Below are 13885 nucleotides of genomic sequence, written 5' to 3'. Positions count from 1 at the left end.
GGCGGAAAGTGTTTCGGCGAGTGCCGGAAGAACAGGGTTTCCGGTGTGCCGGAAATGAGCCCGTTTCAGGTGCACGACGGTGTGCCGACGACTGTCGGGTACGGATGAAACCCTCCCCGCGGCCGGTCTACTGCATGTTTTTCGTGTGCCGTTCGCTCTTTTTCGGATAGATGTCCTCGATGGTGATCAGGATGCCCGTCTCTTCCACGTCGCCGAAATCGGGATTGCATACGGTTCCGAAGACCCGCATCGTGGGCGAGAGGTTCATGTAGGAGTTGATGAGTGGAGGAACGTTTTCGTTCCGGGCCCGGATTTCCCGCCCCAGGATTTTGTAGTCTTCGGCGTAGTTGGCGCCGCAGAATATCTCCGCCATCTTTTCGTTGTCGATGTCCAGTTCGATCGGGTAGATCGGCTCCACCAGGTTTTCCGTGTCGGGAAAATATTTGCGCAGGAAATAGATCAGCATGTTGCGGGCCTCCCGGTTGTAGTCGCCGTACATGGTGACCTTTCCGAAGAAATACTTCATGTCGGGATTGCGTACGATCAGCCCTCCGAGCCCGTCCCACAGGTTGTCGAGGGCGTAGATCGCCTTGGGGTTGGTGCGTGTGCCCTGGTAGTGGGGCTGTACGAACGAGCGGCCCAGTTCGATGGTCCACGGCAGGATGTCGCGGCGGAAACGGTCGCTGAACCGGAAGTAGTGTTCGGTGGAGAGGTATTTCGTGTGGCTGTCCCGGGAGATGATGAAGCGGTAGCCGCCGATGATCTCGCGGGCGTTCGGGTCCCATACCAGCAGCTGATTGTATCCGCCGGGGACGGTGTCCAGTTCGTCGATGTCCACCTCGGCGCCCGTGCCGCCTCCCGCGTCGCGGAACGACCATTCCCGCAGTCGTCCGATCTCCTGCATGGTGTGGGGACTGTTCTCGGCCGTGATGACATAGATGCGGTTGCCTCCGTTGTTGGTGTTGCGCATCAGACGCTCGGGGGTCAGTTCCTGCTCGATCAGTTCTCGGGGTACGGGGTCTATCAGGGGTTTCATCTTTCGTTCTGCTCGTGTGGAAAACCGTACAAAAATAGCCAAACAATTGAAAAGTGGAGCCTACCGGCCGGAATTTTTTAAATTATACGCATTTGTGCGGATGCGCTCGGCCCATCGGGCAGGTGTGCCTTCCGCGCGGATTTCCTGCCACGGTACGGGGTCGCCGATCCGGATGTCGAAATGGCGCCCGCCCTGTTTGAACATTTCGTCGGCCAGGTAGAGCATTTCAATATTGGCCTTGATCCCCAGTCTTTTGCGGATGTTCGAGAGCCGGTAGAAAAAGTTCGAGAGCTCCCCGTCGAAATGGACGGGGACGATGTCCCGCCGGGAGGCAACGGCCCGTTTGACGAAATTGGATTTCCACGGGGCGTCCGCCACCGTGCCGTTCGTGCGCCGGGAGCAGAGGCCGGCCGGGAAAGTGACGATCGGAAGCTGAGAATCGAACGCCTCGTTGAACATGCGCAGGTAGGCGGGGTTCTGCCGTCCGTGCTTGTTGACGGGGATGAAGAGCGGGGCCAGCGGGGTGAGGTTCATCAGGATGTCGTTCACCACCACGCGCACGTCGCCGAAGTGTTTGCTCACCTCGTCGGCCAGCATCAGGCCGTCCACGCCGCCGAAGGGATGGTTCGAGGTGAAGATGTAGCGGCCCTGCGGATCGAGTTTTTCCATGCCTTCGGCCCGGTAGCCGATCCGCATGCGCTCCAGACAGGCCTTGACGAAGTGGATGGCATCCAGGTCGGCGAAGTCGCGCAGGTAGGAGTTTACCTCCTCCTCATGGACGATGCGGGCGAGGTAACGCACCGCGAAGCCGGGAATCCACCGGGCCGCCGCCGGGTTTTTCTTGCGGAGCACCTCCGCGACGCTGACTTCCATGACGGTTTCGGTTGAGGTTACGGTTATTCGAAAATTTCTGCAAATATAAAAAACTCTTTGCGGAAATCCGTTTTGAAAAGCCTTCCGAATAGCGTATCTTTACCGCGTGATTCATGACAACTGCGAACGATGACCGATTATCACGTACCCGTGCTGCTGGACGAGTCGATCGGGGCGCTTGATATCAGGCCCGACGGGACCTATGTCGACCTGACTTTCGGCGGCGGCGGCCACTCCCGCGCCCTGCTCGGAAAGCTCGGCCCCGGGGGGCGCCTGTATGCTTTCGACCAGGATGCGGATGTCCGGGCCAACGTGCCGGACGATCCGCGTTTCCACTTCGTGGAGAGCAATTTCCGTTTCATGCGGGGAGCGCTTCGTCTGCGGGGCGTGGAACGGGTCGACGGCGTGCTGGCCGATCTGGGGGTCTCCTCCCACCACTTCGACACGCGGGAGCGGGGATTTTCGTTCCGTTTCGATGCGCCGCTCGACATGCGGATGAACCAGCGGGCCGGTTTCTCGGCCGAACAGGTGGTGAACACCTATACGAACGAGCGGCTCACCCGCATCTTCCGCGAGTGGGGCGAGCTGGACACTCCCTACAAGATCGCCAACTGCATCGAGCGTGCGCGGGCGGCGGGTCCGATCCTCACCATCTCCGCACTGGTGGAGGCGGTGGCGCCCTGTACGCCGAAAAAAGACGAAACCAAGTTTCTCTCCAAGCTGTTCCAGGCACTGCGGATTGAGGTGAATCACGAGATGGAGGCGCTGAAAATGGCGCTGGAACAGAGTCTGAAGGTGCTGCGTCCCGGCGGCCGCCTGGCCGTGATCTCCTATCACTCGCTGGAGGACCGCCTGGTGAAGAATTTCATGCGCAGCGGCAATTTCGGGGGAAGGGCGGAGCAGGATTTTTACGGGCGCGTGCAGTCGCCCTTCACGGTGGTTTCGCGCAAGGCGATCGTCCCTTCCGACGATGAACTGGCGCGCAATCCCCGTTCCCGCAGCGCCCGCCTCCGTGTGGCGGAGAAGTCTGCGGAGCGCTGACCGGATTTTGAAAGGATACCATGCCCAAGGATACGATCATAGACCCCGAGTGGGAACTGGAACAGCAGCGGCGGCTGAAAGAGACGCTGCGCGGAACGGAGGAGTTCGCCTCCGGCCTGCGCTCCCGCCGGGGGGAGCCGGAGGAGGATGTGGTGGTGCTGGGGGAAGATGTTCCGGAAGGGGCAGCCAGTGCTCCCGCCGGTTCCTCCGCCGGGATGAAGGAAGAAGGGGTGGGGCCGGATACCTCCGGCGCATCCGCGGCATCGCCGGACAGGGAGGACGACGAAGAGGCCTCCGTTGCGCCTCCCTCCAGGCTGAAAGAGTATGTCGGTTCCCTGCTGTCGGGCAATATCCTCTCGAAGTCCGAGGTCCGGCGCCTGTATCCGTACCTGTTGTTCGTGGCCTTCCTGATGTTGCTCTATATTTCGAACGTGTTCCGCATGCAGCACCTCCACCGTCGCCACGACGCGCTGGTGAAGGAGGTGAAGGAGTTGCGTGCCAAGTCGCTCACCATCTCCGCCATGCGGATGAACTCCACGCGGCAGAGCGAGATCATCCGTGAACTGGAGGTGCGGGGCATCGACCTCCAGGAGTCGCTCGTACCCCCTAAAGTGATCGGAAAGTAATGGTGCAAGAGAAGAAGACGGGAATCAAGCGCGACATCCTGCTGCGTGTGCGGATGCTCTACCTGTTTTTCGTGCTGGCTGGTGTGGCCATATTCGCGCGGGTGCTCTGGATTCAGTACGGGCCGCAGGGCGATGAACTGCGCAGAAAGGCGCGCCGGATCACTTACGAACGGGTGACGATCGAAGCCGACCGGGGCGACATTCTGGCCCGCGACGGCCGTACGCTGGCCATTTCGATTCCGACTTTCGAGATTCGCATGGACTTCGCGGCGGCAGGTCTGGCCGATTCCGTTTTCAACCGCGATGTGGATTCGCTGGCCTACTGTCTGGCCACGTTCTTCAAGGACAAAAGCGTGGCCGCCTACCGCAATAAACTGGTGACGGCCCGCCGCAACCGGAAGTCGAACCGTTATGTCCGCCTCTCTCCCCGCCGGGTCAACTATATCGAGCTGAAGCAGATCACTCGTTTCCCGATCTTCCGCCTCGGGCAGAACCGGGGAGGGCTGATCGTCGAACAGGTCAATCTCCGGCTGCGGCCCCACGGTTCGCTGGCGGCCCGGACGATCGGCCGCGTGAACCAGACCGGTACCAAAATCGGAATCGAGGGGGCGTTCGACCACGACCTGAAGGGAATCGACGGCAATACGCTCATGCAGCGTGTGTCGGGTAGTTTCAAGGTGCCTGTGCCCGATGCCGAGAACGTGGAGCCGGTCAACGGGATCGACGTGGTCACCACGCTGGACGTGGATATTCAGGACGTGGCCGAGACGGCTCTCAAGCGCCAGCTCGATCTGGGACATGCCCAGTGGGGCACGGTCGTGCTGATGGAGGTGGCTACGGGCGAAATCCGGGCCATGGCTAACCTGACCCGCAAGGGGGAAGGGCAGTTCGTGGAGGATTTCAACTATGCGATCGGCATGAACCTCGAGCCGGGTTCCACGTTCAAGCTGGCGTCGCTGATCGCCCTGTTGGACGACGCGAAGATGACGCTCGACGACAAGATCGATACCGAGGGCGGTACGGCCCGGGTGGGCAAGGCGAAGATCGTGGATTCGCACAAGGACGGCGTGCTCACCCTGCGTCAGGTGTTCGAGCACTCGTCGAACGTGGGGTTCGCCAAGGCGGTGTGGGAGCACTACCAGAACGATCCGGCCCGGTTCGTCGATTTCATCTGCGGCATGGGGCTGGACAAGGAGCTGGGCATGCAGATCGCCGGCGAGGCGACGCCTGTGGTGAAGCATCCCGGAGAGCGGTACTGGGACGGTACCACGCTGGCGATGATGGCTTACGGATATGCCCTGCGTCTGACGCCGATGCACACGCTCGCCCTTTATAATGCCGTGGCCAACGACGGACGGATGGTGCGTCCGTTGCTGGTGAGGGAACTGAGGGAGTACGGGCAGACCGTCCGCACCTTCCCTACCGAGACGCTGGTGCCGAAGATCTGCTCGTCGGAGACGCTCGACAAGGTGCGCGGCTGTCTGGAGGGGGTGGTGAACGAGGGAACGGCCCGGGTGCTCAAGAGTCCCTACTACACGGTGGCCGGCAAGACCGGTACCGCGCAGATCGCGCAGGGTCGCCATGGCTATACCGATGCCCGGGGCGGCCGTCACTACCTGGCTACGCTGGTCGGCTATTTCCCGGCCGACAAACCCAAGTACAGCTGCATCGTCGCTATCAAGACCTATTACGGTCCCGGCTCCTATCACACCTATTACGGCGCGTCGCTGTCCGGTCCCGTGTTCCGGGCCATTGCCGACCGGGTGGTGGCCTCCCAGGTGGAGTGGCAGGAACCCATCTCGAAGCGATACGACGGAAAGTGGGAGGGGCCCGTGTCGCTGAAGGGGGGGCCGGCCCCCCAGGTGAGGCGCGTGTCGTCGAAACTTTCGCTGCCCGTGGAGGGCGAACGCCGGGGCAGGGGTTGGGTACAGACACGGACGGATTCGACCTTCGTGGAGGTGATCCCTCTGGAGCAGCAGGCCGGCCGGGTACCCGACGTGCGGGGCATGGGGCTGAAAGATGCCGTCTACCTGTTGGAAAAGAGCGGGTTGAAGGTCTCGTTCCGCGGGAGGGGGCGGGTGGTTTCGCAGTCCGTTCCGCCGGGGGCGGAGGTCCATCGCGGCGAGGTGGTCGGCATCGTGCTCGAAGTCTGAGCCCGAATGTCGATAAGATGTCAATAAAACCGGTTTTCGTGTGCCTTTTTCTGGTGGATAAACCCTACTTTTGTACATTGCAATAAAAGTATCGAAATGTTAAGCGAAATTCTGAATGACGTGGAGGTCCTCTCCCGGGCCGGAGCGGCCGATGCCGAGGTCACTTCGCTGGGATTCGACTCCCGGCGAGTGGTGCCCGGCCAGCTCTTTTTCGCCGTGTGCGGCGTGCAGTCGGACGGCCATGACTACATAGAGAAAGCGCTCGACGCGGGTGCGGTCGCCGTGGTCTGTCAGCGGATGCCTCCGTCCGTCCGTCCCGGCGTGGCCTACGTGCAGGTGGAGGACACCAATGCGGCGATGGGGCGTATCGCCTCCGCCTTTTACGGAAATCCCAGCGCGAAGCTCCGGCTCGTGGGCGTGACGGGTACCAACGGCAAGACGACGACCGTCACCCTTCTCTACGACCTTTTCCGGGGGTTGGGATACAAGGCGGGCCTGATCTCCACGGTGGTTTACCGCGTGGACGGGCGGGAGATCCCCTCGACCCACACCACGCCCGACGCGATCCGGCTCAACGAGATGATGGCCGACATGGTGGAGGCCGGATGCGAATACTGCTTCATGGAGGTGAGTTCCCACAGCATCGTGCAGCACCGGATCGAGGGGCTGACCTTTGCCGGGGGCATATTTACCAACATCACGCACGACCATCTGGATTATCATAAGACTTTCGCGGAGTATATCCGGGCCAAGAAACTGTTCTTCGACGGGTTGTCCCGCCGGGCTTTCGCGCTCGTCAACATCGACGACCGGAACGGCCGGGTGATGGTGCAGAACACGCAGGCACAGGTGAAGACCCTTTCGCTGCGGAGTATGGCCGATTTCCGCTGCCGGATCGTGGAGATGCTCTTCGACGGTATGCTGCTCCGGTTCGATGCCGATGAAGTGTGGGTGCGTTTCCTGGGGCGGTTCAACGCCTACAATCTGCTGAGCGTCTATGCCGCGGCGATCCTGCTGGGGGCTGACCGAGGGGAGGTGCTCACCCGCCTCAGTTCGCTGGGGCCTGTGAACGGCCGTTTCGAATATCTGCGTTCGGGGGATGGCGTGACGGCCATCGTGGACTATGCCCACACGCCGGATGCCCTGCAGAACGTCATCTCTACGATCAACGAGATCCGTACGCCGGAACAGAAACTCTACGTGGTGGTGGGATGCGGCGGCAACCGCGACGCGACCAAACGGCCCGAGATGGCGCACATCGCCGCCTCCGAATCCGATCTGGCCGTGCTCACCTCCGACAATCCCCGCCTGGAAGACCCCGAGGCGATTCTGGCCCAGATGAAGGCGGGCGTGCAGCCGGGCGACCGCTATCTTTCGATCACCGACCGCCGGGAGGCGATCCGGGCTGCCGTGATGATGGCTTCGGCGGGCGACATCGTGCTGGTGGCCGGGAAGGGACACGAAACCTACCAGGATGCGGGCGGAGTGAAGCACCATTTCGACGACAAGGAGGAGGTGCGTGACGCATTCGCGCTGCGCACGGGAGGAAAACAGGCATAAAGAAGCGAAATACGAATCATGATCTATCATTTACTCAACTATCTGGAGCGTTATATGGACATCCCCGGCGCGGGTATGTTCCAGTATCTGTCGTTCCGGGCCGCCATGGCCATCATTCTGGCGCTGGTGATCGGCATGGTCTTCGGCCAGCGTATCATCCGCCTGTTGCAGAGGAAACAGATCGGCGAAGAGATCCGCAATCTCGGACTGGAGGGGCAGATGCAGAAGAAGGGTACTCCTACGATGGGCGGTCTGATTATCCTGACCTCGATCCTGGTGCCGATCCTGCTGTTCGGCGACCTGACGAACGTCTACGTGATCCTGATGATCGTTTCGACCGTGTGGCTGGGGGCGATCGGTTTTCTGGACGATTATATCAAGGTGTTCCGCCGCAGGAAAGAGGGGCTGAAAGGCCGCTTCAAGGTCGTGGGACAGATCGGTCTGGGAGTCATCGTCGGAACGGTGATGTGCTTCAACTCCCATATCGTGGTCAAGGAGAAGCTCGATCGCCGTACGGCCGATGCCGAGGTGGCCTATGTGGTGGACGAGGGAAAACCCCGTCCCGTTTTCGTGGGCGAGGGGGAGAAGTCGACCAAGACGACCATTCCCTTCATCAAGAACAACGAATTCGATTACCACTGGCTGGTGCCGGGCGACAGTCACAGGGAGGACGTGCTGACGTGGATCATTTACATTGTCGTCGCCATTTTCGTCATCACGGCCGTTTCGAACGGGGCCAACCTGACGGACGGTCTGGACGGCCTGGCGGCCGGGGTGTCGGCTCCGGTCGTGGTGGTGCTCGGCATACTGGCCTACCTTTCCGGCAACGTGATCTATGCCGATTATCTGAATATCATGTATATCCCCTCCAGCGGGGAGTTGCTGGTCTTCGCGGGGGCGTTCGCCGGGGCCCTGCTGGGGTTCCTGTGGTATAACTGCTATCCTGCGCAGGTGTTCATGGGCGATACGGGAAGCCTGGCGATCGGAGGGATCATTGCGGTGTTCGCCCTGCTGATCCGCAAGGAGCTGCTGTTGCCGATCCTCTGCGGCGTTTTCCTGGTGGAGAGTTTGTCGGTGATGATGCAGGTGGGGTATTTCAAGTACACGAAACGCAAGTACGGCGAAGGGCGCCGCATCCTGCTGATGTCTCCCCTGCACCACCATTACCAGAAGAAAAATTTTCCGGAATCGAAAATCGTGGTGCGTTTCTGGCTCGTACAGCTCCTGCTGGCGGCCATCGCACTGGTAACGCTTAAAATACGGTAAGGATGAAGAGAGTGGTCGTGCTGGGAGGCGGCGAGAGCGGATACGGCTCGGCAATCTTGGCGAAGGTGAAGGGTTTCGATGTGTTTCTTTCCGACAAGGGAAAGATCGCGGACAAATATAAGGCGCAGCTGGAGAAGTGGGGGATTCCCTACGAGGAGGGTACCCATACGGAAGAGTTGATTCTGAATGCGGACGAGGCGGTCAAAAGCCCCGGAATTCCGGACAAGGCCCCTATGGTGAAGGCCCTGCGGGAGGCTGGGATTCCGGTCGTCTCCGAAATCGAGTTTGCGGGACGCTACACGCATGCGCGGAAAATCTGCATCACCGGCTCGAACGGGAAGACGACCACCACGTCGTTGACTTACCGGATGCTGAAGGACGGCGGAATGAAGGTGGCGCTCGGCGGCAATATCGGCGAAAGTTTCGCCTATACGGTGGCCGTGGCGGAGGATGAGGAGGGACGCCGGACGGCCCGGAGGCTGGGGGTCGAGGTTCCCGAAACTCCGGAATGGTATGTGCTGGAATTGAGTAGTTTCCAGCTTGACGGGGTGCACGGTTTCAGGGCCGACGTGGCCGTGCTGATGAACATTACGCCCGACCATCTCGACCGCTACGAGTACCGGATGCAGAATTACGTGGACAGCAAGTTCCGCGTGATCCGCAATATGGGGCCGGAGGATACTTTTATATATAGCGACGACGATCCCGTGATCGCCGGAGAGTTGGGAAAATACCCGATGACCATGCGCCGTCTCCCTTTCTCCGTGAAACGGAACGAGAGGCCGGGCGCTTCGCTCTACGGCGGAACCTTCACGGCGACGGACGGAACGTTCACGGTGGAGATGGAGACGGCCCGGATGCGGATCAAGGGAATCCATAACACCTACGATGCCATGGCGGCCACGCTGGCGGCCCTTTCGGCGGGCGTCGAACCGGATTCGATCCGGCGGACGCTGGAATCCTTCGCCGGGGTGGAACACCGGCTGGAACCGGCGGGCGAACTGGACGGCGTACTCTATGTCAACGATTCGAAGGCCACGAACGTCGATTCGGTGTGGTATGCCTTGGAGAGCATGACCCGGCCCGTGGTCTGGATCGCCGGAGGAACCGACAAGGGGAACGACTACGGCCCCCTTATGGACTTCGCTCGGGAAAAGGTGAAGGCGCTGGTCTGCATGGGGCTCGATAACGACAAACTGAAAAAGAGTTTTTCGGGCATTGTTCCTGTAATATATGATACCGATTCGCTCGAAGACGCAATGAATGCCGCCCGTGCTGCGGCCGTACCGGGCGATACGGTGCTGCTCTCTCCCGCCTGTGCCAGTTTCGACCTGTTCCGGAATTACGAAGACCGGGGCGAGCGGTTCAAGGCGTGGGTGAAAGAGCGGACCGGGAAACAGCAACAGTAAAAAGGGGGAAGATATATGCAGGAAAGAGAAAAGACGGCCGTCAGACCGCTTTCGGAGCGGATTTTCGGGGGCGACAAGGTGCTGTGGGTGATCCTCGCGGCGCTGGCTGTCGTCTCCCTGCTGGTCGTGTACTCTTCCACGGCGTCGATGGCCTACCGCAAGGCGGGAGGCGACACGGCCCATTACTTCATGAACCAGTTGAAGTTCATCGGCCTGGGGTTCGTGGTGATCTATCTCGTCCATCGGATCAACTACCAGGTGTACGCCCGTTTCGCCCGGCTCGGATTTCTGGTGGCGCTGGGAGCCATGGCCCTGACGTTCGTGGTGGGTGTCAACCTGAATGACGCTTCGCGCTGGATACGGATTCCGGGCGTGGGGCTCACCTTCCAGCCGTCCGATTTTCTGAAGGTGACGCTGGTGATGGTGCTGGCCCAGCAGTTGGCCCAGCGGCAGACGGTGATCCAGAAAATTCCGATCCTGCCCCAGTTTTCCGTCAGCGGCTGGACGAAAAACGGCCGCCGGAACCGCGATATTCTTTTCGATACGACGATCCCCCTGCTTCTTCCCGTGGTCCTGGCCTGCGGGGCGATCTTCTTTTCCAATTTCTCCACTTCGGCCATCACCTTTTTCACCTGCTGGGTGATGCTCTATATCGGGCGGGTGCGGGTGCGCGAGCTCTGGCGCCTGGTGGGAATCGTGGTCGTGGTCATCGCTCTGGCATTGGCCTTCATGTCGGCTGCCGGAATCGGCCGGGCCGAAACGTGGATGAACCGGCTGAAGGATTATGCGGGAATCGGTACCGAGCAGGTGGACGAGAAGTCGGACGACAACCTGCAGGTCGAACAGGCGAAGATCGCCATCGCTTCGGGCGGAATCTTCGGCAAGGGGCCCGGCAACAGTACCCAGCGGGCCAACCTGCCCCACTCCTACTCCGATTTCGCCTATGCCTTTATCGTGGAGGAGTACGGTGTCGTGGGAGCGGTGGTGGTGCTGGTGCTCTACCTGTGGATATTCTTCCGGACGATTCTGATTTTCCAGAAGTGCGGGACGGCGTTCCCGAGCCTGCTGGTGCTCGGGCTGGGGCTGATGATCGTATTGCAGGCGCTCTTCAACATGCTGGTGTCGGTGAACCTCTTTCCGGTGACGGGGCAGACCCTGCCGTTGATCAGTCTGGGCGGTTCGTCGCTGCTCTTCACCTCGCTGGCACTGGGCATGATCCTCGGGGTGAGCCGCCAGACCCAGGAGCGCTCGCTCGACAGGCCGCGCGGAGAGTCGCTGCTGGAGACGAAATAGAAACGGACGTGCTGCGGAGAAACCTGCGGCCGAAACATAATAGAGAGTATGTACAGAATCATATTGAGCGGAGGAGGGACCGGCGGACATATCTATCCGGCCGTGGCGGTGGCCGAGGCGCTTCGGCGTCGCCTGGGCGACCGGGTGGAACTGCTTTTCGTGGGTGCCGAGGGGAAAATGGAGATGGAGAAGGTCCCCGCGCTGGGATACCGGATCGTGGGGCTGCCCGTGGCCGGGTTGCAGCGTAAACTGACCCTGCAGAATCTGGCGCTGCCCGTCAAGGTGTGGAAGAGCCTGCGCAGGGCCCGCCGGACGATCCGCGATTTCGGGGCGGACGCGGTGGCGGGGTTCGGCGGCTACGCCAGTGCCCCGGTGCTGTGGAGTGCACAGAGGATGGGAATTCCCACCCTGATCCAGGAACAGAACTCCTATGCGGGGGTGACCAACAAGATACTGGCAGCGAAGGCGCGGAAAATCTGTGTGGCGTACGACGGCATGGAACGTTTTTTCCCTGCCGGACGGATCGTGATGACGGGCAATCCCCTGCGCGGCACCTTTTCCGGGCAGACTGAATCCGGCCGTGCGGCGCTGCGGGCCGAAGCCCTGCACTATTTCGGCCTGGAGGAGGACAAACCGGTGCTGCTGGTCGTCGGCGGAAGCCTGGGCACGCGTACGCTCAACGACATGATGAAACGCTGGGTGGACGCGATCACCGCCGCAGGAGAGATTCAGGTGATCTGGCAGACGGGAAAGTATTACGAACGGGAGATGTCCGAATTCATGTCCGCACGGAGCGACCGGGGTATCTGGCGCGGGGCCTTCATCGAGCGGATGGATTTGGCCTACGCCGCTGCCGATCTGGTGATGTCGCGGTCGGGGGCGGGCACTGTGTCGGAGCTCTGTCTGATCGGGAAGCCGGCCCTGTTCGTCCCCTCGCCCAATGTGGCGGAGGATCACCAGACCAAGAACGCCCGTGCGCTGGTGGAGAAGAACGCCGCCGAGATGATTCCCGACTGCGAAGCCGTGGAACATGGTATTCCGGCCGCGATCGCCTTGCTGAAGGACGATGCGCGGAGGTGTGAACTGGCCGGCAATATCCTGAAACTGGCCCGGCCCGATGCGGCCGACCGGATCGCGGACGAAATATTGATGATGATAGAAGGTAAATAGGGTAATAAATATTACAGATCGGGGTTGATCGAGAAAAGATAGGAGCATGGAGTTCGAAAGAGTCTATTTCGTGGGTATCGGGGGAATCGGGATGAGCGCCCTGGCCCGTTATTTCCTGCATGAGGGGAAAGCCGTGGCCGGTTACGACCGGACGGAGACGGCGCTCACCCGGGCTTTGGCCGGAGAGGGTGCCGCGGTGCATTACGAGGACCGTGTCGATTCGATCCCCCTGCCGTTCCGTTCGCCCGGCGGAACGTTGGTGGTCTATACGCCCGCCGTCCCGGACGACCATGCCGAGTTGAATTACTTCCGGGGCCACGGTTTCGAAGTGGTGAAACGTTCGCAGGCGCTGGGCCATCTGAGCCGGGGAAAGTACGTGATGGCCGTGGCCGGCACTCACGGTAAGACGACCACTTCTACGCTCACGGCGTGGCTCGACCACGAAGCGGCGGCTCCGGGCGGGGAGCCCGGTGCGGGCGGCGGAAGCGCTTTTCTGGGGGGTATATCCAGAAATTTCGGCAGCAACCTGGTGCTCGGTACCGGCCGGAGACTGGTCGTGGAGGCGGACGAATTCGACCGTTCGTTCCTGCGGCTGACGCCCGACGCGGCGGTCATCACGGCCGCCGATGCCGACCATCTCGATATTTACGGAACGCACGAGGCCGTGAAGGAGGCTTTTTCCCAGTTCGTGGACCGCATCGTGCCGGGCGGTGCGCTGGTTATCAAACAGGGTGTGGAGATCGCGCTGCGGAATGCCGGAATCCGGGTCTTCCGCTATTCGTTCGATACTCCGTGCGATTTCTATGCCCGCAATGTGATCCTGCTCGACGGGGGGCATTACCGGTTCGACCTGGTTTGTCCCGACCGCGTGATCGGTGGATGCACGCTCGGGGTCCCCGGCTGGGTGAACGTAGAGAATGCCGTGGCCGCCGTGGCTCTGATGTGGGTGGCCGGTTTTGACGAGGAGAGGCTGCGCGGGGCGCTGGCGCGATTCGAAGGGGTGAAGCGGCGGTTCGAGTTTTATATCAACACTCCGTCGCAGGTTTACATGGACGATTATGCCCATCATCCGCGGGAGCTGGAAGCCGCCATCACTTCGGTGCGGAAGATGTTTCCCGGGCGGCGGCTCACCGTCCTGTTCCAGCCGCACCTGTATACCCGGACCCGCGACCTGTACCGGGAGTTCGCCGCTGCCCTTTCGCTGGCGGACGAGGCGGTGCTTCTGCCGATCTATCCGGCACGGGAGTTGCCTATCGAGGGGGTGGATGCGGAGTTGATCGGGCGGTGTCTTACCGTGCCGTGGCGCGTCGTGTCCCGGGAGCGTGTCGCCGGGGAACTGGCCGGCATGGAGACGGACGTGGTGGTGAGCTTCGGTGCGGGAAATATCGAGAATTGCTGCCCCGCCATTGCGGAAGAGTTGCGTAAAAAAGTGAAACAATAACGGGCCGGCTGAGGTCG

Annotated in this window: 11 protein-coding genes; 9 read left to right on the top strand and 2 right to left on the bottom strand. The window is 61.1% G+C overall.

Annotated elements, in window-relative coordinates; genetic code table 11:
* Positions 1-127: 127 nt before the first annotated feature.
* Together INF32_RS09935 and INF32_RS09930 are read right to left on the bottom strand one after the other, a co-directional pair.
* A complete protein-coding gene (locus tag INF32_RS09935) occupies positions 128-1036 on the bottom strand; it encodes a GNAT family N-acetyltransferase (protein ID WP_226388250.1) in 909 nt (302 codons plus the stop codon).
* Between the two features lie 60 nt (positions 1037-1096).
* Positions 1097-1909 carry a 1-acyl-sn-glycerol-3-phosphate acyltransferase gene (locus INF32_RS09930; RefSeq protein ID WP_226388249.1) on the bottom strand — a complete coding sequence of 271 codons (813 nt, stop codon included), beginning with the start codon at positions 1907-1909 and terminating at the stop codon, positions 1097-1099.
* 129 nt (positions 1910-2038) lie between these two features.
* Between INF32_RS09930 and rsmH the strand changes: the two genes are divergently transcribed.
* The 9 genes from rsmH to INF32_RS09885 all read left to right on the top strand — a co-directional run bounded on the left by rsmH (position 2039) and on the right by INF32_RS09885 (position 13868).
* Complete coding sequence (rsmH, locus tag INF32_RS09925) at positions 2039-2950, top strand: 16S rRNA (cytosine(1402)-N(4))-methyltransferase RsmH (protein WP_226388248.1); 912 nt, start codon at positions 2039-2041, stop codon at positions 2948-2950.
* 20 nt (positions 2951-2970) lie between these two features.
* Positions 2971-3576, top strand: coding sequence for an FtsL-like putative cell division protein (locus INF32_RS09920; RefSeq protein WP_226388247.1), 606 nt, complete (start codon positions 2971-2973; stop codon positions 3574-3576).
* Entirely contained in the window at positions 3576-5729 is a 2154-nt protein-coding gene (locus tag INF32_RS09915; protein WP_226388246.1) for a penicillin-binding protein, read from the top strand. Before INF32_RS09920 ends, INF32_RS09915 begins: the two co-directional genes overlap by 1 nt.
* A 90-nt stretch (positions 5730-5819) precedes the next feature.
* Positions 5820-7289, top strand: coding sequence for a UDP-N-acetylmuramoyl-L-alanyl-D-glutamate--2,6-diaminopimelate ligase (locus INF32_RS09910; RefSeq protein ID WP_394368336.1), 1470 nt, complete (start codon positions 5820-5822; stop codon positions 7287-7289).
* 18 nt (positions 7290-7307) lie between these two features.
* The gene (gene mraY / locus INF32_RS09905; protein WP_226388244.1) at positions 7308-8555 is read left to right on the top strand and encodes a phospho-N-acetylmuramoyl-pentapeptide-transferase; all 1248 of its coding nucleotides are present in this window, start codon (positions 7308-7310) and stop codon (positions 8553-8555) included.
* Between the two features lie 2 nt (positions 8556-8557).
* Complete coding sequence (murD, locus tag INF32_RS09900) at positions 8558-9964, top strand: UDP-N-acetylmuramoyl-L-alanine--D-glutamate ligase (protein WP_226388243.1); 1407 nt, start codon at positions 8558-8560, stop codon at positions 9962-9964.
* Positions 9965-9979: 15 nt separating this feature from the next.
* Entirely contained in the window at positions 9980-11257 is a 1278-nt protein-coding gene (locus INF32_RS09895) for an FtsW/RodA/SpoVE family cell cycle protein (RefSeq protein ID WP_226388242.1), read from the top strand.
* Positions 11258-11305: 48 nt separating this feature from the next.
* A complete protein-coding gene (gene murG / locus INF32_RS09890; RefSeq protein WP_226388241.1) occupies positions 11306-12427 on the top strand; it encodes an undecaprenyldiphospho-muramoylpentapeptide beta-N-acetylglucosaminyltransferase in 1122 nt (373 codons plus the stop codon).
* A 46-nt stretch (positions 12428-12473) separates the two neighbouring features.
* Positions 12474-13868 carry a UDP-N-acetylmuramate--L-alanine ligase gene (locus INF32_RS09885; RefSeq protein ID WP_226388240.1) on the top strand — a complete coding sequence of 465 codons (1395 nt, stop codon included), beginning with the start codon at positions 12474-12476 and terminating at the stop codon, positions 13866-13868.
* Positions 13869-13885 lie beyond the last annotated feature (17 nt).

Origin of the sequence: Gallalistipes aquisgranensis, from assembly GCF_014982715.1 — a bacterium.
Taxonomy (GTDB): Bacteria; Bacteroidota; Bacteroidia; order Bacteroidales; family Rikenellaceae; genus Gallalistipes; species Gallalistipes aquisgranensis.
Note: the sequence above shows the minus strand (reverse complement) of the source record. Positions and strands in the feature narration are given on the sequence as shown.